At 71.5% G+C, this 24,947-nt stretch carries 16 protein-coding genes; 7 read left to right on the top strand and 9 right to left on the bottom strand.

What is annotated here, in order from left to right; all coding sequences use genetic code 11:
- Positions 1-573: 573 nt before the first annotated feature.
- Both ACEZDE_RS21055 and ACEZDE_RS21050 read right to left on the bottom strand, forming a co-directional pair.
- A complete protein-coding gene (locus tag ACEZDE_RS21055; RefSeq protein ID WP_380538055.1) occupies positions 574-1,113 on the bottom strand; it encodes a GNAT family N-acetyltransferase in 540 nt (179 codons plus the stop codon).
- Positions 1,114-1,300: 187 nt separating this feature from the next.
- The gene (locus tag ACEZDE_RS21050; RefSeq protein WP_380538069.1) at positions 1,301-2,353 is read right to left on the bottom strand and encodes a DUF6234 family protein; all 1,053 of its coding nucleotides are present in this window, start codon (positions 2,351-2,353) and stop codon (positions 1,301-1,303) included.
- Positions 2,354-2,824: 471 nt separating this feature from the next.
- Between ACEZDE_RS21050 and ACEZDE_RS21045 the strand changes: the two genes are divergently transcribed.
- Positions 2,825-4,723, top strand: a complete 1,899-nt coding sequence (locus ACEZDE_RS21045; RefSeq protein ID WP_380538052.1) for an N-acetylmuramoyl-L-alanine amidase — start codon at positions 2,825-2,827, stop codon at positions 4,721-4,723.
- A 33-nt stretch (positions 4,724-4,756) separates the two neighbouring features.
- Here the strand turns inward: ACEZDE_RS21045 and ACEZDE_RS21040 are convergent, their stop codons facing one another.
- Positions 4,757-5,737 carry a LysR substrate-binding domain-containing protein gene (locus ACEZDE_RS21040; protein WP_380538049.1) on the bottom strand — a complete coding sequence of 327 codons (981 nt, stop codon included), beginning with the start codon at positions 5,735-5,737 and terminating at the stop codon, positions 4,757-4,759.
- A gap of 80 nt (positions 5,738-5,817) precedes the next feature.
- On the opposite strand from ACEZDE_RS21040, the gene ACEZDE_RS21035 reads away from it, so the two are divergent.
- The 3 genes from ACEZDE_RS21035 (at position 5,818) to ACEZDE_RS21025 (ending at position 9,300) form a co-directional block, all read left to right on the top strand.
- On the top strand, positions 5,818-6,912 hold the full coding sequence (locus ACEZDE_RS21035) for a YeiH family protein (protein WP_380538067.1): 1,095 nt from the start codon (positions 5,818-5,820) through the stop codon (positions 6,910-6,912).
- Between the two features lie 82 nt (positions 6,913-6,994).
- Positions 6,995-7,483 (top strand): MarR family winged helix-turn-helix transcriptional regulator, encoded by a 489-nt coding sequence (locus ACEZDE_RS21030; RefSeq protein WP_380538047.1) that lies wholly within the window; start codon positions 6,995-6,997, stop codon positions 7,481-7,483.
- Positions 7,480-9,300, top strand: coding sequence for a chloride channel protein (locus ACEZDE_RS21025; protein ID WP_380538045.1), 1,821 nt, complete (start codon positions 7,480-7,482; stop codon positions 9,298-9,300). Before ACEZDE_RS21030 ends, ACEZDE_RS21025 begins: the two co-directional genes overlap by 4 nt.
- Positions 9,301-9,331: 31 nt before the next feature.
- Here ACEZDE_RS21025 and ACEZDE_RS21020 read toward each other — a convergent pair whose 3' ends face one another.
- Positions 9,332-10,456, bottom strand: coding sequence for an FAD-dependent oxidoreductase (locus tag ACEZDE_RS21020; protein WP_380538043.1), 1,125 nt, complete (start codon positions 10,454-10,456; stop codon positions 9,332-9,334).
- 424 nt (positions 10,457-10,880) lie between these two features.
- Here ACEZDE_RS21020 and ACEZDE_RS21015 point away from each other — a divergent pair, with 424 nt between their 5' ends.
- The gene (locus ACEZDE_RS21015; protein ID WP_380538065.1) at positions 10,881-15,377 is read left to right on the top strand and encodes a golvesin C-terminal-like domain-containing protein; all 4,497 of its coding nucleotides are present in this window, start codon (positions 10,881-10,883) and stop codon (positions 15,375-15,377) included.
- Between the two features lie 84 nt (positions 15,378-15,461).
- Here the strand turns inward: ACEZDE_RS21015 and ACEZDE_RS21010 are convergent, their stop codons facing one another.
- Complete coding sequence (locus ACEZDE_RS21010) at positions 15,462-16,061, bottom strand: DUF6461 domain-containing protein (RefSeq protein ID WP_380538040.1); 600 nt, start codon at positions 16,059-16,061, stop codon at positions 15,462-15,464.
- Positions 16,062-16,562: 501 nt separating this feature from the next.
- Between ACEZDE_RS21010 and ACEZDE_RS21005 the strand changes: the two genes are divergently transcribed.
- Both ACEZDE_RS21005 and ACEZDE_RS21000 read left to right on the top strand, forming a co-directional pair.
- Positions 16,563-17,360: a hypothetical protein gene (locus ACEZDE_RS21005; protein WP_380538038.1), complete on the top strand. Its 798-nt coding sequence runs from the start codon at positions 16,563-16,565 to the stop codon at positions 17,358-17,360.
- A gap of 97 nt (positions 17,361-17,457) precedes the next feature.
- Positions 17,458-17,973 carry a hypothetical protein gene (locus ACEZDE_RS21000; RefSeq protein ID WP_380538036.1) on the top strand — a complete coding sequence of 172 codons (516 nt, stop codon included), beginning with the start codon at positions 17,458-17,460 and terminating at the stop codon, positions 17,971-17,973.
- A 74-nt stretch (positions 17,974-18,047) separates the two neighbouring features.
- Here the strand turns inward: ACEZDE_RS21000 and ACEZDE_RS20995 are convergent, their stop codons facing one another.
- The 4 genes from ACEZDE_RS20995 to ACEZDE_RS20980 all read right to left on the bottom strand — a co-directional run bounded on the left by ACEZDE_RS20995 (position 18,048) and on the right by ACEZDE_RS20980 (position 24,920).
- The gene (locus tag ACEZDE_RS20995; RefSeq protein ID WP_380538034.1) at positions 18,048-20,801 is read right to left on the bottom strand and encodes a bifunctional YncE family protein/alkaline phosphatase family protein; all 2,754 of its coding nucleotides are present in this window, start codon (positions 20,799-20,801) and stop codon (positions 18,048-18,050) included.
- A 4-nt stretch (positions 20,802-20,805) separates the two neighbouring features.
- Entirely contained in the window at positions 20,806-22,191 is a 1,386-nt protein-coding gene (locus tag ACEZDE_RS20990; protein ID WP_380538032.1) for an ABC transporter permease, read from the bottom strand.
- Positions 22,188-23,129, bottom strand: coding sequence for an ABC transporter ATP-binding protein (locus ACEZDE_RS20985; protein WP_380538030.1), 942 nt, complete (start codon positions 23,127-23,129; stop codon positions 22,188-22,190). Before ACEZDE_RS20985 ends, ACEZDE_RS20990 begins: the two co-directional genes overlap by 4 nt.
- 156 nt (positions 23,130-23,285) lie before the next feature.
- Positions 23,286-24,920, bottom strand: a complete 1,635-nt coding sequence (locus ACEZDE_RS20980) for a hypothetical protein (RefSeq protein WP_380538028.1) — start codon at positions 24,918-24,920, stop codon at positions 23,286-23,288.
- Between the last annotated feature and the right edge of the window lie 27 nt (positions 24,921-24,947).

Genomic DNA, 24,947 nt, shown 5'->3' with positions numbered 1-24,947 from the left:
CTTCCACGGCACCACCCACACCGGACAACCCCTCCACGAACCCTTCGCCGACACCTACATCACCACCAACAACAAAATCACCCACCGCAAAACCTTCTTCTGGCGCCCAGCCATCTAAAAAAAGGAAGCATCCGCGGAAGAACCCGCGGCAGCCGACTGAGCCCGACCACTCCCCCGGCAAAAGGCCCCACACCTCGACACAGACAAAACCCATAAGACCGGAGGCTCAAGGAACAACGAGCACATCGAACAGCGAACCCAAACCCCTGGCCATGCCGTTACTCCACCCAAAAAGGAGCATCCACGAAGACACGTCAGCGGGACCGAGGCGCCCCCGAACCACAGGCACCATGGAACGAAGTCAAACCACGGCCATGACTGGGCGGACACTTCTGGGCCACCCCCTGAGCAGCTTCAACGACGATTCCACTCATCAATTCGTTGACCTGAGACAGCTGGCCGCCATCAGCGTAATAGCCCGGCACCGATACCGCGGGCGGTGTTTAAATTCGTCGGCGGCCGAGGCCGACGGCCGATCGGTGGTCTCGCGGATCCGTGCTGTCGAGCACGGAATCAACCAGACGATGCGACCGGAGACCGTAGGCCGAGCCACTGTTCAGCGCCCCAGGCATGGAACCGCTCCACCTCGGTGAACCCCAGCTTTTCCGCAAGCCGCATCGAGCCGACATTGGCAGTCTGGGTAGCCAGCACCACCGACTCACCGGGAAGCACACCAGCCAACCAGCCAAGCGCCGCCGCACACGCCTCCGCGGCATACCCAAATCCCCACGCCCGCGGCAAGAACAAGTAGCCAAGGTCAGCCATCCCCACAGCAGCCGGGCGATGATACTCCGAGGCCCTCCTAAGCAGAATCTGACCGATCATCACCCCATCGAGATCAACCACGAAACTCCCCGGCCACCGCTCGGGCACCTCGGGCAGCTCGCGCTCAAGCTCGTCACGCGGCCGGGGGCCGCCGAGGTAGGTGTGCACCTCTGGCGACGCCAGCAGCTCGACGAACGCCGCACGGTCCCGGGCCTCGGGCTCACGGAGCACGAGCCGCTCGGTCCTGATCGGCGCGGGTGGCCAGGCGACTGGGCCGAGTTCAGCCATGGCGGGGAATTCCTCTCGACGGCAGCGACAGCAGCGACACCGGGAGACGGTGCCGCAGAAGAGGACGCGTCCGCCGAGTGATCCAGTTCCTGGCCAACGGGTCCTCCGGCCCGTCGCCGTACCCATGGGGGGCAACCACGGTGGCCTTGCACTCCGGCGTGCCCTCAGCAGTGTCGCGGCTGACTTGTTACCCCTCTTGGGCGGGGTCTGTTCCGTAGAGGGCGTCGGCGGCAAGGGCCTGCGTCGTGCTGCATGACGACTGGTCGTCCAACGGCGCCTGCCACAGGGGGACCCACGTCGTGATGGTGGTCGACGTCCCCAGCCGGACGAAGTCGCAGACCCCGTGGATCCGGGCAGCTGCGACCAGGACGGTGCCGGCTCCGGACGAGGACGTGGCAGTGTCGAACGACACCGATGCCGCCTGCGGACCGAGCCGGTCCCGCAGCAGGCCCTGCACGCCGGAGCGGGTGGCCGGGTAGGCGTTGGGGGCAACCGCTTCGGATCCGACCCCCTGGGACTGTTCGAGCAGAGTCCGGCCGAGCTCAAGGGTCGCCACAGCACCACTCCCACTCGGACAGGACATAGGCTGTGACTGTGCCGAGCCGTGGGTGATGGTGAACGAGTACCGGTAGCAGGACGGGACACCGGGCGACCCCGCACCGAGCATGACGGAAACCGTGGTCTGCACCAGACCACCGCCCGTCGTCCCATCCGACTTCATCGACAGCACAACGCCACCGTGCACCTCGACCTGGTCGACCACGGTGCCCTCGGTGAAGGGACCCCCGTAGGTACGCCCCGGGGACAGGAAGCCGGCGTTGAGGTCCCCGTTCAGATCGTCGGCAATGGCCTGGGATGCCGTCACTCCGGGAGACTCACTCGCGACCTGCTGCTGCTCCTGGTCGTAGCCGTGCTGAGTCGACGCCGCCATGACAGCCACTGCACCAGCGATCAGCAGTTGCGAGGCGGCGGTCCACCGGGCGCGGCGCAGGGCCGCCAGCGCCGCGGCCACCAGGACCGCCCACAGGAGGTCGTACATCCGACGGACCTCAGCATGGGACTCCGCGGTACTGATCCCGTGATCTGCCCAGGCTTCCATGCCCGCCGCGAATGCCATCCAGAGGAACACCACCCCCTCCGTCAGGAACAAGAAGAAGCCCGTGAGGATGTCCGCCCCGAGTGGCGCCCTGTCTCGCGGAAGCCAACTACGCCGCCGGGGCGGAGGTTCGGGTAGCGACATGGTCATGGTCACCCACCATGCCGGACGTGATGCTCACTGCGCCTGAGTACCCGTACTCAGGTCACCGCGCCTGTAGGCGTCCCCATGACACAGGGGCTCTCTCTGATCGCTCGAGACCGACGAGCGATCACCAGCCACCTCGACGCGACGCACCGGCGCGGAAGGTCCTGCCCGGTTTCGCGCTCGCCGACGAGTCGATGGGCCGGGTGATCTGGTCGACCGAGGTGATCACGGCGATACGACCCAGCGGCGGCGGACCGCTCTGCGGCGTCGCCGGTCCGTGGCCGCACGAGGTGGTGAGGACCGCCAATGCCGGTACTGCCGCTGCTCTCAGGCCATTGATGCGCACAATGCGACCGGCCTCTCCTGCGGCGGCGTGTTGCGGGAACCGGATGATCGCTTCCCGCTGTCACTGTGGACATCCACTCCCTGGGAAGGAACGTCTTGTTCAAGCGAAAAGGACAGCGGCGGTTGACGGCCACGGTCGTCAGCACGGCCCTGGCGGCCGGTGCGTTCACCCTCCTGCCCGTCACCGCGCAGGCCGCCCCGGCGGTCGCGTCGACCCGGCCCTCGGCCACCCAGGCGGACTTCGCCGCGGCGGCAGCCGCCTACCGCGTGCCGCTGGCGGTGCTGGTCGGCGTGGCCCGGCAGGAGTCCAACCTGCAGTCCCACACCGGCTACAGCGACAACGCCGGATGGGGGTTCATGAACCTCACCGACGCCACACCGCAGATGCTGCAGGCCGGTCCCTCGGGGCTCAGCGCCGACCGCTCCGGCCTCACCTCCGCGGCCAAGCACCCGGAGCTGCACACCCTGCTCACCGCCGCGGCGCTGACCGGCATCCCAGCCGACCGGCTGCGGCACGACCGCGCCGACAACCTCCGCGGCGGCGCCGCCCTGCTGGCCTCCTACCAGAAGCAGTTGACCGGCGGCACTTCGGCCGACCCGTCCGACTGGACCGGCGCGATCGCCGAGTACAGCCATCTGACGGACCGTAAGGCCGCGGCCTCCTTCGCGTCCGGCGTCCTCGCCTCGGTCGGCTCGGGCCTCCGGCAGCGGACGTCCGACGGCCAACTGGTCACCGTGCCGGCCGGCCGGGCCGCGGAACTGGTCCCGGCCCAGCTGGACCAGCTCAAGCTGACCCGGGCCGCGGCCGGCCCCTCCACCCCGGCCGAGTGCCCCAAGTCGCTGGACTGCCAGTTCGTCCAGGCGTCCTCGACCGGTGTGCAGGTGTCCAACCGGCCCGCCAACGGCATCAGGATCGACCAGATCGTGCTGCACACCACCGAGGGCTCCTACGACTCGGCCATCACCACCTTCCAGGGCCCCAACGCCGCCGCCGCGCACTATGTGATGCGCTCGGCGGACGGCGCGGTCACCCAGATGGTCTCGGACAAGGACGTCGCCTTCGGCGACAACAACTACGACAGCAACCTGCACGCGATCCAGATCGAGCACGAGGGCTTCTCCGCCTTCGGCGCGGACTGGTACACCGACGTCACCTACCAGCAGACCGCCAAGCTGGTGAAGTACCTGGTCAAGCGCTATGACATCCCCCTGGACCGGCAGCACATCCTGGCCCACGACAACGTCCCCGGCGGCAAGACCGCCGACCTGGCGGGCCAGCACTGGGACATGGGCAACCAGTGGGACTGGACCCGCTTCATGAAGCTGATCGGCGCCCCGTTCGACGACGGGACGTCCGGGGTCGGGCCGGTCGGCAGCGTGGTGACCATCGCCCCCACCTTCAAGAAGAACCTGCAGACCTTCACCGTCTGCCCGAGCGACGACCCCACCGGCGGCACCACCGTCTGCACCCCGGAGACCGTCCCGGCCAGCTCGCTGTTCGTGCACCAGGGCCCGAGCGCGGACTCCCCGCTGATCCTCGACGCCAATCTGCACCCGACCGGCACCAGCGGCACCGACGACGTCAGCGACTGGAGCACCACGGTCCAGGCCGGGCAGCAGTTCGTGGTCGCCGACCAGCAGGGCGACTGGACCGCGATCTGGTTCGACGGCCAGGAGGGCTGGATCGACAACCCCCAGGGCAAGAATACGATCCCCACCACCGGCGTGCAGATCATCCGCGCGGCCGGCGCCGCCACCGCGCCCGTCTACGGGACGGCCTTCCCCGACCCGGCCGAGGTCCCGACCGGCTGGGGCCCGGATCCGCAGAACCCGCTGACCGCGCCGAACTACGGCATCCCGGCCGGTCAGGCCTATGTCGCGGACCAGCCGCCGGTCCACGGCCAGGACTTCTTCCCGAGCCGCCAGGGCGTCGTCAACGGCGCGAAGTCCTACTACACGGTCCAGTTCAACCACCGCTATGTGTACGTGAACGCCGCCGACGTCACCGCCACCGCGGCCTGACGGCCAATCGGACCGCACCCGCCCGCCCCGCGCCTACCCGGCGCTTCCCGGGCCGGCGGGTGCGGCGGCCGAGGCCGCAGCGGGCGGGTTCCGGCGGGCCACGTCCAGCAGGACCCGCGCCGGGGCCGACACCTCGGCCTCCGCGGGCCAGACCGCGTGCAGGGTGCGGTCCAGTCGGACCTCCGGGGCGACCGGGATCTCGACCAGGCGGCCGGAGGTCAGTTCCCCCGCCACCGAGAGCAGCGAGAGGACGGCGGGGGCCGCGCCCTGCGCCGCGGCGCTGCGCAGCGGGCCGGTCGCGCCCAGCTCCAGCGCCGGGACCGAGGGGCCGACCCAGGGCCGGAGCGCGCGTTCCAGCGTTTCGCGGGTGCCCGATCCCGGCTCGCGCAGGAGCAGGGCGGTCTCGGCGAGTTCCGCGCCGGAGACCGGTTCCGGGCGCCGGGTCCAGGGGTGGTCGGGTGCGGTGACCACCACCAGCCGGTCCCGGGCGACCGGCAGCGCCTGCAGGTCCTCGGGGACGAAGGGGCCCTCGATGAAGCCGAGGTCGGCCTCGCCGCGCCGCAGCGCCTCGACCACCCGGTGGCTGTTGGTCACCTGCAGCGCGACATGTGCGTCCGGGCAGGCCTGCCGCATGCCGAGCAGCCAGCCGGGGAGCAGCTCCTCGGCCAGGGTCAGGCTTGCCGCGACCCGCAGTTCGCCGCGCTGCTGCGACTGGAGTGCGGCCAGGGTCTCGGCCAGCTGGTGCGCCTGGGCCAGGACGGTGCGGGCCCACTCGGTGACCACCAGCCCGGCCGTGGTCAGCCGCGAGCCGCGCCGGGAGCGCTCCAACAGCTTCAGCGCCAGCCGACGCTCCAGGGTGTCCAGCCGGGCGCTGGCGGCCGGCTGGGTGATCCGCTGCTGGGCCGCGGCGCGGCCGATGCTGCCCGTGTCGGCGACGGCGACCAGCAGCTCCAGTGTCTGCAGGTCGGGGAGCCGCCGGGAGGCGGGCAGCACGGGGGGCTCGGCTGGTGTCATAGCCGAACCCTATGACGTGCCTGGAATTCGGTGTCTACCGCGGTCGCGCCGGCCTGACCACAGTGGAACGCGTGACGATCATGCGCCTGCCGCTCCTCCGGTTCCCCGCTGCCGCCCGTGCCGGGACCGGGTTCGCGTCCACGTTCGCGTCCAGGTTCGCGTCCGGGTTCGCGTCCGCGCGCGCGAAGGGCCGGGAGGCCGGGCCGGGGACGCTCGCGGCGGGGCTCGCCGTCGCGGCGGGAGCGGCGGTCCACCACTGGCTGGGCTCGGTGTCCGTGCTCACCGCGGCCGTCGCGCTCGGTGTGCTGGCCGGAAACCTGGGGCTGCTCCCCGCGCGGACCCGGCCGGGGCTGGCGCTGATCGCCAAGCGGGTGATGCGCCTCGCCGTGGTGCTGCTCGGGCTCAAGCTGGCGGTCGGCGACGTGCTCGGGCTCGGCTGGCGGGCCCTGCTGCTGGTCGTCGTGGTGGTCGGCGTGACGTTCTGGGGCACCCGGTGGCTGGGGCGGCTGGCCGGGCTTCCGGGCGATCAGCCGCTGCTGATCGCCACCGGCTTCTCCATCTGCGGGGCCTCCGCCGTGGCCGCCATGAACGGCGTGACCGAGAGCGACGAGCAGGACGCCGTCACCGCCGTCGCGCTGGTGACGCTGTGCGGCAGCCTGGCGATCGCGGTACTCCCGCTGCTGCGCCATCCGCTGGGGCTGGACCCGGAGCAGTTCGGGCGCTGGACCGGGGCCAGCGTCCACGACATCGCCCAGGTCGTCGCGGTCGCCCAGACCGCGGGGCCGCTGGCGCTGTCGCAGGCCGTGGTGATCAAACTCATGCGGATCGCGCTGCTCGCCCCGATCGTCACCGGCGTGGCCGTCGCCCGCCGGAGCCGGGTGGCCAGGGAGGGTGGGGAAGGCGGGGAGGGCCGCCGTCCCCCGCTGGTCCCGCTGTTCGTGCTGGGCTTCCTCGGGTGCGTCGCCCTGCGCAGCGGCTCGGTGCTGCCCGCATCCGTCCTGAACCTCTGCGCGACCGTCGACGAACTGCTGATGGCCGCGGCCCTGTTCGCCCTGGGCAGCGCCGTCGACGTCCGGTCGCTGCTGCGCACCGGTCGCCGCGCGCTGCTGGTGGGGCTGGGTTCCTGGCTGCTGATCGCGGGCCTGTCCTATCTGGGGGTCCTCGCCACCACCTGAAGCCGCCCTGCGCGGTGGCGTGCTCCGGTGCTCCCCCCATGCCTACCTCCAGGCAAGTGTTGTCGAATGCAATACTTTCCCCATGGTGAACACAGCAGGTGGCGGCCCCGACCCCACCGACGAGGAGATACAGGCGTTCCAGCGCGGGACGCGGGACCTGATCGGCGTTGCGTTGCACAGCCTGGACGCGGCGGGCGGCGAAGTGTCGCTGCCGCAGCTGCGGATGCTGCTGGCGCTCGGCGACCTGGGGCGCTGCCCGTCCTCCCGGGCCGCGAAGGCGTTGGGTCTGAGCGCCTCCTCGATCACCCGGCTCGCGGACCGCCTGGCCGCCTCCGGGCACCTGCTGCGCGGCAGCGACCCGCACAGTCGCAGCGTGGTGACCCTCGAACTGAGCCCCAAGGGGCGGGCCCTGGTCGACCGGGTGCTGGCCTGGCGCCATGACGAGCTGGAACGGCTGCTGGCGCTGATCGACCCGGTGCTGCGGCAGCACGCCGCGCAGGCGCTGGCGCAGCTCCACGCGACGCTCGGCGACGCCTATGCCGACGAGCTGCCCGGCCCGGTGCCGCTGTGAGCGGCAAGGCGGCGCACAGCGTCGCGCACCTGGGCGACTTCACCGTCGGCCCGCGAACGCTGAAGATCACGCTCTGGGCTCTGCCGGTCGGCGGTGCCGGCGCCCTGGCCGCGCTGGGGCTGCTGCGGCTGATCGGCCTGGTCACCAACCTGGTCTTCTACCAGCGCTGGGACACCGCGCTGGTGGCCCCGGGCCAGGTGCACCACCCGTGGTGGCTGGTGCTCGGGGCCCCTGTCGCGGGCGGTCTGGTGGTCGGGCTGATGGCGCGCTACGGCTCGGAGAAGATCCGCGGCCACGGCATGCCGGAGGCCATCGAGGCGATCCTGACCGGCGGCAGCAAGGTCGCCCCGAAGGTGGCGCTGCTCAAGCCCATCTCCGCGGCGGTCTCCATCGGCACCGGCGGCCCGTTCGGCGCCGAGGGGCCGATCATCATGACCGGCGGCGCGATCGGATCGATGCTCGCCCAGTTCCTCCGCCTCTCGGCCGACGAGCGCAAGACGCTGTTGGTGGCCGGTGCCGCGGCCGGGATGGCCGCCACCTTCAACTCCCCGCTGGCCGCCGTGCTGCTGGCGGTGGAGCTGCTGCTGTTCGAGTGGCGACCGCGCAGCTTCGTCCCGGTCGCCGCCTGTGTCGCGGTGGCCACGGTCTGCCGCGGGTTCCTGCTCGGCACCGCCCCCGTCTTCCCGGTGCCCACCGCCGGGCTGCACCTGACCGCCCCGGACGAGGTCCTGGCCGCGGTCGTGGGACTGACCGGCGGCGCGCTGGCGGTCGGCGCGACCTGGCTGGTCTACCGGGCCGAGGACGGCTTCGCGAAGCTGCCGTTCCACTGGATGTGGTGGCCCGCCATCGGCGGCGCGGTCATCGGCGCCGGGGGCCTGGTCGAGCCGCGCGCCCTGGGCGTGGGCTACGACGTCATCGACCAGCTGCTCACCGGCCGGGCGACGCTCTCGCTGATCATCGGCATCCTGGTGGTCAAGACCCTGATCTGGTCCCTCTCGCTGGGCTCGGGCACCTCCGGCGGGGTGCTGGCGCCGGTGTTCATGATCGGCGGCGCGCTCGGAGCCTGGGAGGGGATGCTGTTCCCCCAGGTCATCCCCGGCTTCTGGGGCATGTGCGGGCTGGCCGCGGTCGTCGGCGGGGTGATGCGCTCACCGCTGACCGGTGTGGTGTTCACCCTGGAACTGACCCACGCCTGGGGCGCCCTGCTGCCGCTACTGGTCGCCTCCACCGCCGCCTACGCGCTGTCCGCGCTGCTGCTCAAGCGCTCCGTGCTCACCGAGAAGATCGCCCGCCGCGGGCTGCACCTGACCCGCGAGTACTCCACCGACCCGTTGGAGACCTTCTTCGTCCACGAGGTGATGGACCGTCACCCGGTCACGGTCGCCGCCCACCGCGCGGTCGACGACACGCTGGTGCGCCAGCTCACCCACGACCGGGCCGCGCGCAGGCAGCCGCACTACCCGGTGATCGGCGACCACGGCCCGGTCGGCCTGACCACCCTGCACCGGCTGCGCCGGCATGCCGCCACCGGTCCCGTCCTGGCCGCGCAGGCCGCGCAGCCCGTCCAGGCGGCCGTCCGCCCGCACGACACCCTGCGCCACGTCGCCTACCTGTTCGCCGAGCACGGGCTGACCAGCGCCCCGGTCCTCGGCGACGACGGGCAGGTGGTCGGGCTGATCGCCCTGCCGGACCTGCTCCAGGCCCGGCTGCACGACCTCACCGAGGAGCACCACCGCCAACGCCTCCTCCCCGCGCCGGCCGCACCCGGCGCGGCCGACCCGGCCGGCCGGACCGCCGTCGGCACCAGCGCCACCTGAGCGATCGGGAAGGAGACGGCCTCCGGCGGCCTCAGGACAGCTTCGCCTCCGGGGCGAAGGCGGGCAGCTTCTCCAGGCTGCTGCGCACGGCCTCGGCGCCGTAGGCGAACATCTGCCGCTCGTAGTCGTCGACCGCGCTGAGCAGTTGCTGACGGCCCTGGTCGGCCTCGATCAGGCAGCGGCGCAGCAGGTCGGCGTCGCGCAGCGCGGTGTTCGCACCGTTGCCGCCGGTCGGGGAGGTGGCGTGGATCGCGTCGCCGAGCAGGGTGACCGGGCCGGAGGCCCAGCGCTCACCGGGCTTGACCGCCCGGATGGACAGCAGCGTGCTGTTGTCCGGGTCGGCCTGCTCGATCAGCGCGCGCAACTCCGGGTGCCAGCCCTCCATCCGGGAGAGCACCGCGTCCTGCGCGGTCAGGTTCTCCAGTGAGCCGTTCGGCGGCAGGATCATGGCCCAGCGCACGTAGTCGCCGATGTCGGGCAGCGTGACCTCGGGGGCCAGCTGTTCGGCCGCCTGCTTCGGCGGGGTGCGGAAGCGCATCGCGCCGAGCAGCAGGCTGACGCCGTCGCCCGCGATCTTCGAGCCGTAGGCCTTGGACAGGCCGGCGAACTCGTCGGTCAGCGGGGTGCGGCCGATGACGAACCGGACGCCGGTGTCGGTCGGGACGGTGTGCGGCGAGAGCACTCCGCGGACCGCGGAGGTGACGCCGTCCGCGCCGACCAGCAGGTCGGCGGCGGCCGGGCCGCGGCGGGCGAAGCGGGCCCGGACGGTGCCGTCGGCCAGTACCTCGTAGCCGGTCAGCGCGGCGTCGGTGCGCACGGTCAGGCCGGTCAGCAGCAGGTGTCGCAGCACCTGCCGGTCGACCACGATGCCGGTCCGGCCCCCGCCGAGCCTGCCGGTCTCGTTCAGCAGCGGGTCCAGGACCAGCTGCTCGGCGGAGGCCTCCGTCACGATCTCGTCCAGCAGCGGGTGCCAGCGCGTGGGCAGGCAGGCGCGCACCGCCTGGAACCCGTCCGGGTTCAGCACCAGCCGGTAGCCCTGGAACCGGGCGACGATCCCCGGGTCGCGCTCGAACACCTCGGCCTCGATCCCGGCACCGCGCAGACCCTGCGCGAGGGCCAGGCCTCCCAGACCGGCTCCGACGACGGACACGCGCATCAACACCTCCAGGCCACCGCTGACGAACTTAGTTCGTCCTGACGATCAAAGTTCTACCCAACGAACTTAGATCGTGTCAAGCGGCACACGCGACCCGCACCCCCGCTCGACACGGCCGGCCTGCACCCAGCTCATTCGTGCGCCAGTGAATCTCGTTCGCATATGTCCTTTTTCAGCAGGGCCGAAAAAGGACACAGCCGACTCTAAGGGATGCAATGAATGTGACCCAGGTCACGGCCCGGGAGCCTTGGCTTTATATGGGGTTTTTCCCGGGCCCGGGAAGGGTCTAGGGTTCACAGGAAGGCGCATGACGCTTCGTCATCGTGGCCCGATGCAACCCATGAATGGCGCGGGGCGGCGCTTTCTTGGCATTCAATTCGTGTACGTATATATTGAGGGGTGGAAGTTGCAATCCATCAGAAGGATGACCGGGGTGGCGGCGCTCGCCGCCGCCGCAGTCGTCGGGGGGCTGATACAGGGGCCGACGGCAGTCGCCAGTCCCGCGTCGGCGGTCAAGGCGGCCCCTGCCGCGAAGCCGTCGTCGGGCCCGGGGGTGAAGAATCCCGACAGCGTGCTGGGCAAGGGCTGGAAGGCGTCGTCCGACCGCGCGGTGACCTCCGCGGCCGACAGCGACGGTCTGCACCTGCTGGTCGCCGACAGCAAGGACGCCTACGCCTGGCGGACCGCGGCGGTGCTGGCGGAGCCGGGGATGCCGGCCGACAGCTGGATCGGCAACCAGTGCGTCATCGACGCCTCGCACGCGGCCGTCGTGTACGCGCCGCGCAGCTTCACCAACCAGCAGGACCTGATGCTGGGCGGGGCGTTCGCCGCGGTGGTGAACCTGGACACCGGCGCGGTGACCAAGCTCCCGTTCACCGCCTCGCTGGCGTACTTCGACCCGACCTGCAACCCCAGCACGCACACGGCGGTCTTCACCGCGTACCGGGACGACAAGACCCGCCTGGTCACCGTGAACAGCGCGGGCGCGCAGGTCGCGGACACCAGCGCGGCCGGGCAGGTGACGTCGGCGGTGCCGGTCGCGGACGGGGCGGTCGCCGCCCTGGGCAACCGGCTGGTGCACATCAGCCGGGCGGGCAAGGCCACCACGCTCACGGCCACCGACAGCGTGCCCTACGACATCCGTCCGACCGGCAAGGACACCCGCGGCAAAGACAGCTTCGGCTTCCTGGACCACAAGGGCCAGAGCACCGCGCACGCCAAGGTGTGGAAGAACGGCAAGGTCGCCACCGTCGCCACCGGCGCGCTGGACGCCCTGTCGCTGCAGCAGGCGGGAACCGGCACGGTGTTCCTGGCCGGGCACCCCAAGGGCACGCCGAAGACTGCCGGGACCGGCATCACCGCCGTGGCCGCCGGACCGGACGCCGACGTCTCCAGCCAGGGACGGCTGGCCGTCGACCCGGTACTGACGCCGGGGGTCGAGGCGGGTCTCGCCAACATCGCCGACGCGGGCCGCGACTTCGCCGCGTCGGCCGCCAAGACGGCGCCCACGCCGCAGCCCGCCGCGGTGGCTCCGGTCACCGCCAACGGCCCGCTGACGCTGACCGCCACGGCGACGGCCACCGGCAAGAAGGTCACCGAGACGGTCGTGCCGACCACCGGCGCCAAGGCCGACGCCGCGCACGCCGCCTCGGGCCTGGCCCTGTCCCCGGCCCTCGGCGGCACCGCCGCCGACGCGGGTTCCAGCGCCGGTTCCAGCACGGGCACCGGCGCCGCCAAGCAGAAGGCGCTGACCACGGACGCGGTCACCGACGACCACAACCCCGTGGACACCGGCCGCTGGTGCTCGGTGCCGCGCAACGACATCAGCGAGCAGGCGCTGCAACCCACCCCGAACCAGGTGGAGTGGGCCGTCGACATGGCGGTGCGCGGTGACCTGAACGCCAGTTGGGTCAGCCAGGGCGGCTGGCGCACCCAGATCGGCCTGGGCACCGTCGACCCGCAGGCGCTGTTCCCCTCGCCGACCCTGGCCGGCGGCGGCCGGATTCCCGCGCAGGTCGAACTGGGCGTCCTGGCCCAGGAGTCCAACCTGTGGCAGGCCGAGTCCGGCGCGGTCCCCGGCCAGATGGGCAACCCGCTCGCCTCGGTGGCCGGATTCTATGGACACACCGGCACCGACCCGGCCCAGTACTGGAAGATCGACTGGACCAAGTCCGACTGCGGCTACGGGGTCGGACAGGTCACCGACGGCATGCGCCTGGCCGGGCACGAGAAGCCCGGTGAGACCAGCCTGTCGCCGACCGTGCAGAAGGCGGTGGCCCTGGACTACACCGTCAACGTCGCCGCGTCGCTGCAGATCCTGGCCGACAAGTGGAACGAGATCCACACCGCGGGCCAGACCATGACGATCAACAACGACGACGCCTCCAAGCCGGAGAACTGGTTCGCCGCGATCTGGAACTACAACTCCGGCTTCAACCCGCCCGGCTCCTCGGGCGGCGCCTGGGGTCTGGGCTGGTACAACAACCCGGCCAACCCCATCTACCCGCCCACCCGGCTGGCATTCATGGACACCAGCCTGGACGCCCTGGCCAACCACGACGCCGCCCACCCCCAGGACTGGCCCTACGAGGAGAAGGTGATGGGCTGGGCCGCCTGGTCCATCGACACCGGCCACTCCTACGCCACCTCCGGACGCCAGGACTGGCCCGGTGAGAGCGGCTTCTCCTCGGCCGGCTTCGAGCCGGCCTGGTGGCTCACCGCCGGGGACCGCAGCGCGATCAAGCCGCCGCTGAGCACCTTCTGCGACGCCAGCAACGCCTGCGACGTCTCCAACCCGCCGCCCTGCGAGACTCAGCACATCGACGGCTGCGACCAACTCCACTGGTGGAACGCGGCGAACACCACCTGGAAGACCGACTGCGCCGACTACTGCGGCCACGAGAGCATCAAGTACGCCACGCTGCGCGCAGAACCAGGACGCGGCACCCGGCTGCAGTACGGGCAGCCCGACTGCTCCGCTCCCCCGGCCGGCGCGCTGGTCGTGGACTCGATCCCGGACGGCACCCCGACCTGGAGCGACTGCGGGGACGCCACCTCCTCCGGCAACTTCCAGTTCACCTTCTATCCCGACAGCGACGGCAACTACGAGGCCAAGGGCGACCTGCACCAGATCGGCGGCGGCTACCAGGGCCACTTCTGGTACGCCCACGACCGCAGCGCCGACCACCTCGGCGGTGACGGCGGCCCGATGACCGTCCTCGGTGACTGGACGCTGGGCTCGGCCCTGCCCTCGTCGGCGTCCGAGGCCCAGGTCTACGTCCACATCCCCGACACCGGGGGCCAGACCACGCAGGCGATCTACCAGGTCGTCACACCGTTCGGCACCGTGGACAAGACGATCTCGCAGAGCGCCAACGAGTCCAACAAGTGGGTCTCCCTCGGCGCCTACCGCTTCAACGGCCAGGCGCCCGAGGTGCGGCTGTCCAACTCCAACTACATCGGCACCGGCGACAACGACATCGCCTGGGACGCCGTGGCGTTCGTCCCCGGCAACTACGACAAGATGCCCGACGTCACCTTCCCGGCGGCCGTCCCGGACGCACCCGACCCGGACTCCCCCGACGACCCGGTGGCGATCACCCAGGCGTCCGGCTCCACACCGGCGGCGCTGAAGAGCAACGCGGCGGTGTCCGGCAAGAGCACGGCGGTGCCCAGCGTCGCCCCCGGGCACTGCAGCGCGGCGTCCGCGAGCGGCGTCACCACCTGTGTGACCCTGGCCAAGGCCACGCCCGCGGCCCTCGCGTTCGCGGCCAAGGCACGACAGAAGAGCACGTCACCGACTCGGCAGGCGCAGGCCGGGACCGGCGCCGTGAAGCAGAGCGCGACAGCGTCCGCGGACGACAGCCTGTGCACGGACCTGGCCGGCGGCCGTAACTTCACCCGGTTCGCTTCGTGCACCGGAGGCCTTCTCGGCGTCAACCAGTACGTCGACGAGTCGCTGGTCGCCAGCGAGACCTTCGTGATGGAGCAGACCACCACCCTGACGGTCAACAACACGCAGATCCAGCAGACCATGTCGCTGACGCCCTATCAGGCGACCCCCGACATCGGCGAGGTGAGCCTGAACGTCGACTTCGAGTGCCGGACGGACTGCACGGCGCCGGTGCCGAGCTGGAGCTCTCCGCCGCTGTGGGCCACCTTCGCCGACCAGCACACGGCCACGGCGACGGCGACCAGCAGCTGGACCCAGACCACGGGTTCCAGCCTGCTGGACCTGAGCTGGGTGCTCTCCGGGACCATCAACGGCGGTGCGACCGACACCGCGGGCTGGTACGAGCCGGAACTCACCATCCGCTGCGACAACACCTTCAACGGAAAGCTGGCGGGCTGCGTCTTCCCGAAGTACACCCCGACGTTCAATGTGAACAGCAAGGCCAACCCGGCCGCGGCGGCGCTGTACTGGGTCCTGCAGCAGAAGCTGAGCAACCACCCCGGCAGCAAGGCGTTCAACTCACCGCTGCACCGGTTGGCGGACACGACCCTGCAGACGCAGAACCGCAACATCATGTGCAAGAGCGCCGCGGCGAAGTGGGTGAAGAACCCCAACACGCCCACCTCCAGCTGCGACGAGTACCCGTTCGCGGCGTCTCAGGAGAGCGGCGGGTCACTGCCCGGGTTCGGGCTGACGCCCGGAATGCTGACGGGCAAGGACTGCGTACAGATCTACTCCGCTCCGGTCGGATCGGCGTGGCAGCTGTACATCGACCCCAACTACCCGCTGCCGGACTGGACCATCAACTGCGGCCGGGGCAGCATCCCGCTGACCCAGAACACCACGGAAGGCGGCTCGCTGGGGAGGTGGTCCCCCACCATGCGCGTCATGGACGGTGACGCCTACTACGTCAACGAGCCCGGCTTCGAAGGCTGCAACCCCGACACCGTGTGCGCGGCGACCCCGTAGCGCGGTAGACAGTCCCTCGACGACCAGGGGTGCCGGAACGGCTCAACACCGTTCCGGCACCCCGCCGCGTTGTGGCGGCAGCCGCTACTCGCCGAGCACCCCGGCGGTCAGGCCGCCCTCCAGTACCGCCTGGCGTGGTAGGTCCACGCCGAACTCCTGCTCGGCCAGGGCGAGCACCCGCAGCAGCGGGCCGTCGAGGTCGAGGCCGTGTTCGAAGGGGGTGCTGCCGTCGGGCAGCACCAGTCCGGCCCGGCGCAGCGCGGGGAGCAGCCGGTCGGGGTCGGTCCCCGACCGCTCGTGCTCCAGGCCCGGTTCGAACGCGCACACGGTCTGCCCGTCCTCGGCGAAGGCGAAGCCGGTGTCGGCGTTCACGGTGCGCCACCACTCCAGCGCCACCGTGCCGGACGACAGCAGACGCGCGGTCACGTCGACGCCGAGCCGCACCGGGCCGTTCTCCACCACCCCGAAGGCCCATCCCCCGCTGCTGCCCACCCGGACCGCGATCCCGCCGAGCCGCTCCTCCACGGCATCCACGTCGAACCGGGTGACCGGCTCGTCCACCGGGGTCACCGGGGCGAGGCGCCGGAGCAGCTCGCCGGGCTCCAGGCCCCGGGCGAACATCACCCAGTACCCGAGGTCGAACTGATTCTCCGTCTCGATCCACTGAACGCCGTCTGCTGCCATGCGGCCCAGGCTACCGGCCGTGCGGGATCCGCCACCGGTCCGACCACCTGTCAGGCAGCTGTGATCCCGCTCACTTTGGCTTGCGTCGAATCCACCCTTTGCCCCCTTTGCAGGGTGGGGAGAAAACGGTCAGACGGTAACGATCACGGAGTCGAAGGCGCAGGCAGAGCGCGGTGGAACCCCCAACCGGCTTGCCTGTGCAGGCGCGTACCGGAAAGAATCCGGGTGCCGCGGGCGGAACACCGCTCCGCGATCGAAGTGTGCACTGCCGGAATTCGTCCGCTTTTTGACGTTCCGGAGCGAGGAGGGGGACGAATGGGGAGCACTCCTCGTATACGGCCGGTACCGGCACTGCTCGTCTGCGCCGGAATTGCCGCACTCCTCGGCGGCTGCGCCGCGAATTCAGCGGACCGTGCGCAGCCGACGCCGCCGAGCCCGTCCGCGTCCGCGAACGCGAACACCGGGGCTCCGGATCCGGGCGACCGGTCCGACTGGCCGCCCGTGGTGCCGACCTCGGGCCTGACCGCCGGCATGGTGCTCCCGCTCGAGGGCTACGAGGAGACCTACCCCCAGTCCGTGCAACTGGAGCAGGCGAACGGGAAGCTGATGGGCAGTTGCCTGCAGCAGTTCGGCTTCGCCCCGCTCCCGTCGAACGCCGGGAAGTACCCGCCGCCGAGCAACGACCTGTCGAACATGCCGAGGCGCTACGGCCTGGCGGACCCGCAGGCGGCGGCCCAGTACGGCTACCACCTCCCGGCCGACCACTCGATGCCCCCCGGCGCCGCCGGACCGCCGCTGAGCGCCGCTGAGCAGCTGGTGGCCTTCGGTCCGGCGCACGGTGGCGCGGCGTCGGCGGCTCCCGGCAGCTACCGGGGCAAGCAGATCCCGCAGGGCGGCTGCCTCGGCGTGGCCACCCGGGCGGTCGGCAGCACCGTCGCGCTCTCCCTGGTGAGCCGGCTCGATACGGCGAGCCTGGACGCGTCGCAGAGCGATCCCCGGGTCGTCGCGGTGGTCCGGCAGTGGTCCGGCTGCATGGCCGGGCACGGGTACCGGGTGGCCGACCCGTTCAAGGCCGCCGACCTGGCCCCTTCCCTCAACAGCCCCAAGGCCGACGCCAAGGAGATCGCGATCGCCACCGCGGATGTGGCCTGCAAGCAGCAGACCGGCCTGGTGAAGACCTGGTTCGAGGTGGAGTCAGCCGTGCAGCGGCAGCAGATCGAGCAGAACCGGCTCGGTCTCTCGCAGGCCCGCACGCAGTTGGAACAGGCCGTCAAAAAGGCCGCAGACGTGGTCGGTTGACCGTCCGCCGGAAAACCGGCCGCGGTCCCGGGCACCCCGGATCCCCCGGCTCCGCCCCGGAGTCGGATGAAGTCGTCATCAGACGGAGGAGAATCCCATGGGAGCATCCCGCATTCTGTCCCGCACCGTGGTCGGGGCGGTCGCCCTCGGCCTCGCGGTCACCGGACTGGTCGCCACGGCCGGATCCGCGTCCGCCGACTCCTACGAGACCAAGTCCACCAACTGCAGTTGGACCGACGGCAGCGCGGGCCTGGAGCTGTACTACAACTCCAACGAGGGCGGCGCCGCCGCGTTCATGTGCAGCGACGTCTACGACTACGCCGGGTACGTCTACAGCCCGAACGGCGCCGTCGCGGACCACGTGACCTACGTCTTCTCGTCGAAGTACGCGGGCTCGGCCGGCAACGGGGTCGCCCTGAAGAACAACGCCGCGTCGGCGGAGGCGCAGTGGGGCGCGTTCTCCGGCAACATCCCGGGCTACTACATGGTCTACTACAACAGCGGCTACGCCGGGCACTCCCAGTACTTCGGCGCCCTCGACAACGGCGGCGCGCCCGCGAACCTGGACTCCACCCTGAAGAACAACGAGGCCTCGCAGCGCGCGTTCGCCTGACCCGTCCCCCGGGCAGCGCGGCAGTTCGCCGCGCTGCCCGGGGCCGTCGGTCGCACCGGCCGGCCGGCTCCGGGTCAGCCGTCGTTCTCCGCCGACGGGATGTAGCCGCCCGGGACGTCGTTCGGGGCGTAGATCCTGCTGTCGCCGGGGTACGGCGTGGTCCAGTTGTGGGTCTGGTACCAGGTGAAGCGGTTCATCTGCTCCGGGTTGGCGAAGTCGGGCACGGCCTTGGTCCCGGTCAGCCGCTGCTGCGACTGCCAGGTCTTCCACTGCGCCGCGACGGCCTGCTCCGCCGCCGGCACCGACACCGTGGTCGGCACCGGCGCCGCGGCGGGGTCCTGCGGGGCGGGGACGTCGGAGCCGCAGGGGGGCTGGGTGCTCAGGCCGAGAGTCAGCGAGGTGCGGTTGGGCAGCGCCGTGAACGGCGTGTCGTCGGGGTGCTGGGTGAAGGCCCCGGACATCGGCGTGGCCGCGCTGTCCTTCTGGTTCATCGGCTGGATCCCGAGGATCTGCTCGATGGTGCGGATCATGGTGATCTGCGAGTAGTAGTGGTCGTCCACGGTGCCGTGCTGGGCGTACGGGCTGATCACCTGGACCGGCGCGCGGTGGCCGTCGACGTGGTCGAGGCCGGCCTGGGAGTCGTCCTCGACCACGAAGATCGCGGAGTCCTTCCAGTACGTGCTGTGCGAGATCTCGTCCACCATCTTGCCCACCGCGAGGTCGTTGTCGGCGACCTCGGCGGCCGGGCTGGCCGGGCCGCCGGTGTGGTCGTTGGAGAACCAGAACATGTTCAGGTTCGCCGGACCGTTCTTCTCGAAGTCCTGCTTCCAGATCTCGTACTTGTAGGTGTCGGGGACGTCGAGGTCGAACAGCGGGAAGCCGGGCACCGAGACCTTGTTGAGCGACGGGATGGCCGAACCGGTCTGGATCGGGTAGGCGCTCGGCGCCCCGGTCGCGTCCATGGTCTTGGCGTCGCAGTAGAGGTTCTGCCAGGTCGCGCCGGCCGGCTTGCTCTCCAGCGACTGGAACTCGCCGAAGTCCTTGACGGTGTCCCCCGCCGCCTGCGCGCCGGTCCAGAGGAAACCGCTCTTCTGGTGGCCCAGCACGTCGTTCTCGGTGTCGTAGCTGCGGGTGTACTCACCGGCCGACGACTCGGTGTACTCCGGGTTGTCGGCCTGCATCAGCCAGTTGTGGCCCTCGGCGGAGTTGGTGCCGACGTCGTAGAAGTTGTCGTAGAGGCCGAACTGCGCGGCCAGCGCGTGCTGGTTCGGCGTCACGTTCTCGCCGAACTGGGTCAGCGCCGGGTCGCCGTTGCCCTGCGGCATGTCGCCGAGCACCTGGTCGTAGGTCCGGTTCTCCTTGACCAGCAGGAAGACGTGCTTGATCGTCGACGGGTCGCCGATCCGGGTCGGCACCGGCACCGGCTTGGCCTGGCGGCCGTGGGCGGTGCTGACCGAGTCGCGGGTCCAGCCGTTCTGCTGGAAGACCTTGACGGTCTGGTCCCTGATCACCCGGTCGCTGGGCAGCGTGAAGGTGGTCAGGCTCGACGTGGTGTCATGGGTGCCGTGCCCGGCGTTGGTGGTGGGGCGGAGGGCGTCGATGCCACGGGTGTTGGAGACCACGACCTGCTTGCCGACCGTGCTGATCTCGGCCGGGAAGTAGTCCGTCGGCAGCAGGCCGACATAGGAGACCGGCTCCTGGGCGCCGGAGTAGCGGTAGACGGCGACCGCGTTGGCGCGGCCGAGCGTCACCAGCAGGTGGCCGTCGGCGGTGAGCGTCACCGCGTCCGGCTCGTAGCCGACCGAGGCCTCCGGCCAGGGCTGGGTGGAGACGGTCTGCACGACCCGGTCGCGGGCGGTGCTGATGACCGACACGTTGTTGTCGGCGGTGTTGGTGACGAACACCGCGCCCTTGGCCGCGTACACCGCGGTCGGGTGCAGGCCGACCTCGATGGTGCCGACCGCGGCGGACGGGTCCGCCACCTTGATGACGCTGACCGTGCCGGTGGTGGAGGCGCCGGTCCTGGGGTTGGCCGGCACGGCGGTGCCGTAGGAGTTGATCGTGGTCTCGCCGGGCCTGGCCTGGCGCCCGCCCTCGTTGCTGACGTAGAGCTTGCTGCCGACCAGGGCCAGGCCGCGCGGGGCGATGCCCACCGCCCAGCTCCGCTCGATCGCCCCGGTCGCCGCGTCGATGGCGACCACCCGGTTCTGGCCGTTCACCGCGGAGTACACGGTGGAGCCGTCGGCCGAGAACACCGCCGCGCCGACCAGCGCGTGCGCGGCGCCCTCGGCCGGGATCGGGACGGCCACCGGGGCGGTGAGGGTGCCGTCCGGGTTCACCGTGAACCGGGTGTAGCCGTCGCTCTGGCCCAGCCACAGCTGCTTGCCGTCCGGCGAGTACGAGGGGCCCTCCTGGCCGATCGCGGAGCTCGCGATGCGCAGGGTGTCCGCGGCGTTGGTGCCGATCCTCTGCTTGACCTGGCCGGTCCTGAGGTCCATCAGCACCAGCGCCGCGTCGCCGTCGGTGACCGAGGCCGCGAGCGTGCTGCCGTCCGGGCTGACCGTGGACGACATGATCTTGCCGTCGTCGATGACGGTGCGGCTGCCGTACGGGTCGAGGTACTGGTCGTCGGAGACCACCTGCCCCTTGGCGGTGACCTGGCCGACCTGCTGGGTGCCGAACTGCTGGGTCGAGGCGACGGCGGTGCCGGTGACGCTGAGGGCGACCGCGATACCGGCGGTCACCAGCGCGCCGCGCCGGCCCATCCGTCGGCCGAGAATGCTGATCTGGGCCTTCTCCTTGATCCGACGCTGCCGGGTCACCTGCATGCTGTCATCCCTTCGGGGAGCTGGAGAGGAGTTCGACGCCGCCGTCGAACTGCCACAACGGGTTCGGTGCGTCTCCGTGGGAGGTGTGCACCAGGAAGTAGCCGTTCACTTCCTTGGGTCCGTCGCCGTCGGCGACGTACCGGCCGTTCGCGGAGATGTCGAGCTGGTAGATCGCCTGCCCGGCGACCTGGACTCCGGGCAGGTGCCAGCTGATGACGCAGCGCCAGTCGTTGCCGGGGCCGGTGTCGTCGGTCTGGCCGTCGCCCTTGTCGCACGCCGCCGACACCCGGAGCTGCGCCTCGGTGACGGCGGGGCGGTTGAGCTCGTCGGTCTGCATCCGGTAGAGGTGGGCGAAGGCGGTGGCGGCCGAGCGCTGGACCTTGTCCCGGTCGATGCCGGAACCGGTCGACGGCGTCGCGACGGCGACACCGCCCACGGTGACCGCGAGCAGCCCGGCCAGCGGCAGCACGCCGAAGGCGACCGCCCGGCGCCCGGCGCCGTCGTAGGAGGCGTTGGTGAAGTCGCGGCGGACGAACAGCGCGTAGGCCAGCGCGGTCGCGACCACCGCCCACAGCAGGCTGACCCCGATGCTGATCAGCAGCGGGTCGAGCTGGCTCGGGCTGGTGAACAGCCCGTTCCAGGAGATGAAGGCGTAGCCGGGCAGTGCCAGCCGGACCGCCACCGGCAGCGGCAGCAGCTGCGCGAGCTGCATCGCCAGCGCGACGAACGCGGGCAGCAGCAGGCCCATCGGGGACCGCCCCAGCGCGATCGAGCCGAGCAGCGCGATCGCGGCCAGGGCCAGGGTCGGGGCCAGCACACAGGCCCAGGCGAGCAGCACCTGTCCGGCCGCGTCCGACGGGGCCAGCAGGTGGCCGTCGAAGCCGACCAGCGGCCGGTTGCCGACCGCGAGCAGCCCGCCGACCACGCTGGAGCAGGCCAGCCCGACCACGAGCAGCACGATCAGGGTGAGGCCGGACAGGGCCTTCGCCGCGAAGATCCGCCGCGGGGATCTGACCGCCACCAGCAGGTGGCGCCAGGTGCCGAACCGGTCCTCGACGGCGAAGACGTCACCGGTGACCACCGAGGTCAGCAGCGGGAGCGCCCAGCTGCCCGAGAAGCCGAGCACCACCAGCGGTCCGGCCCATCCGGTGGCGTGCATCCAGCGGCCGAAGAGGGTGTCCGAGGGCAGCGTGCTCTGCCGGCTCACCGCGGCGACGAACAGCGCGGGCGCGAGCCAGCAGACCAGGACCAGCAGCCGGATCCGCCACTGGGAGACCAGCTTGACCAGTTCGAAGCGGTAGCCGCGGGCCACCGAGACGGGGTGAGCGCTGCCGGCGACGTGGTCGGCGGCAGCGGCGTCGACCGGTGTCGCGAGGGCGGTGTCGGTCATCGGGCGGCCTCCTGCGGTTCGGTCAGGGCGAGCAGCGCGGCCTCCAACGGGGAAACCACCGGGGCGAGTTCGCGCACCGCGACGCCGTCGCGGACCAGGTTCGCCACCAGCGCGTCGAGGGCGGGCACCAGGGCGCGGACGACGAGTGCCTCGGCGCCGCGCCAGGCCACCGCCCGCTCCACCACCTGGATCCCGGCCGTGCCGTCGGCCAGGCCGAGGGCGGCCCGGGGGTCGGAGGTGAGCAGCCGGTAGTCGAGTTCGCGGTTCCCGGCCGCGAGTTCGCCCAGCGGCCCGGAGAAGACGACCCGCCCGGTGGCCAGGATGGTGACCTCGGAGCAGAGCTCCTCCAGGTCGTCCATCCGGTGGCTGGAGAGGACCACGCCGGTGCCCTCGGCCGCGAGCCGGGTCAGCACGCCGTGGACGTGCCGCTTCCCGGCCGGGTCGAGGCCGTTGGCGGGCTCGTCGAGCACCAGCAGCCGCGGCCCGGTGAGCAGCGCGGCGGCGAGTCCGAGCCGCTGGCGCATGCCGAGGGAGAAGCCGCGGACCCGGTCGTCGGCGACCTCGGTGAGGCCGACCTCGGCGAGCGCCGCGTCGATCCCGGTGGCCGCCGGGCCGCGGCCGCGCAGGGCGGCCAGTGCGGCGAGGTTCTGCCGGGCGGTGAGCGAGGGATACAGACCGGGGCCGTCCACGAATCCGGTGACGCCGTCGGGGGCGGCGAGCGCCCGGCCGACCCGCACGCCGAGGATGTCGAGTTCGCCGCTGTCGGCCGCGGCCAGGCCCAGCAGCAGTCCGAGCAGCGTCGTCTTGCCCGCGCCGTTCGGCCCGACCAGGCCGTGCACCTGACCCCGCGCCAGATCGAGGTCGACCGCGTCGAGGGCGACGACGTCGCCGAAGCACCGGGTGATCCCACGGGCGCGGACAGCAAGGTGGGTATCCATAGGACCCTTCTCTCTCAAGCACCTCCCCGGACTCTAGGAGCCGCGTACAGCCGCGTCACAGGCTGTGAGTTGAACATTGGGGGAACGGTGTTCTTGTCCGGGCCCCGTCAGAGAGCCGGGCCGGGGCCCGGCTCTCCGCCGTCCTGTGCTGGTCCGTCAGTGGCCCGGGACGTAGACGATGCCGCGCAGCGCCTCGCCGGCCCGCGCGGTCCGCAGGGTCCGGAAGGCGTCGCCGGCCGGGCTGGTCGCGCCGAGCCGGTCGGTCACGCTGACCAGGCGGTTGGGGTCGGCGCCCTCGTCGGTCGCGCCGGAGACGGTGGAGGTGACGGCCCAGACGGTGACGCGGCCGTCGGCGCCGACCGTGCCGGTGAGGGTGCGCAGACCGTCGGTGGCCGGGGCCCACGGCAGGCCGGTGGCGGAGTTGTCACCGGTCGGGTAGTCGGAGACCCGGTACGGACGGCCGAGGTCGAGCCCCTGCTGGATCGTGTAGGCCAGGCTCCAACTGCCGTCGCGGAGCACCCACTTCTGCAGCCCGGCGCCGGTCTGGGCGGCGGCGTCGGAGTAGCTGCCGGTGGCCGGGTCGTAGGCGTTGCCGCCGTCGCCCTCGTCGGCGACGTACAGCGTGGTGCGGTTGGCGAACCACATGCCGAACGGGAAGGACGTGGTCGACTTCAGCGCGGTCGGGAAGCCCTTCAGCACGCACATGTCGTCCGGCAGGCCGGTGGACTGCAGCGTCGCCGGGTCGTACGGCAGCGCCTCGGTCGGCAGCGGCGCGCCCGGCACCGGGAGGCCGACGCCGCTCGGGCAGGCCCTGCCGGTGGTGTCGATGAAGTAGACGGTGTTGACGCCGTTTCCGCCGCTGCCCTTGGTCAGGTAGACCACGTTGTCGTGGACGGTCAGGCCGCGGAAGTTGGTGTCCTTGCCGACCTTGTCGGCCTTGTCGCCCAGCTCGGTGACGCTGAAGCCGCCGACCGGCATCGGCGGGCCGACCTGCTGCCTGCTCTCCGGCAGCGTCGACGGCGTCGCCAGCTGGGCCCCGGCCCCGGCGATCACGCCGACCGGCTGCGGGTTGCCGCCGTTGCCGGCGTTGCCCGCCATGAAGAACCGGTTGTCGGCGCTGTCGAGGATCGCGGAGCGGCCGTTGTTGCCGCTGTAGGCGTTGGTCTCGGTGAAGCCGAGGGTGCCGTTGGGGCGCAGCTCGGCGACCGCGCGGTAATACGCGGTGCCGACCGGGTCGGTCGGGTCGACGGCGCCGGGGGTGTTGGAGTTCGACACGTCGGGCGCGTTCACCGGGGCGACGTAGCCCATGAAGGTGAGCGCGCGGCCGTCGGTGGAGAGGTTGAGGCCGAGTTCGGACTTCGAGGGGAAGCTGGTGACCAGGTGGTCGCCGCGGAGGCCGGTCGGGACGTTCAGGGTGCCCGTGGTGCGGCCGGACCGGGTGAGGGTGTCCAGCAGGATCGGCGAGGAGATGCCGAAGCTCGGGTCGACCGACTCGTTGTTGAAGACCTCGGGGTAGCCGCCGTCCGCGACCGCGCTGACGCACGCGGTGGTGCAGCCGGCCGGCAGCTGGGTGACGCCGGGGGTGATCGAGCCCTTGCCCGCGGTGTAGACCGTGCGCGAGAGGACGAGGCTGCCCGGGACGAGGACGCCGTGACGGCCGCCGTGGCCGCCGTGGTTGCCGTGGTCCTGGTGCGGTCCGGCGGGCGCGGCCGTCGCGGTGGTGCCGGGGACCAGCAGCAGACCGGCCAGGACGCCGCCGGTGGCGACGGCGAGGGTGAGGCGAGAGGGCATCGGGACACTCCTGCGAGAAGACGGGGT

The sequence above is a fragment of the Streptacidiphilus cavernicola genome (assembly GCF_042510955.1).
GTDB lineage: Bacteria > Actinomycetota > Actinomycetes > Streptomycetales > Streptomycetaceae > Streptacidiphilus > Streptacidiphilus cavernicola.
This window is presented reverse-complemented; position numbering and strand designations above follow the sequence as displayed.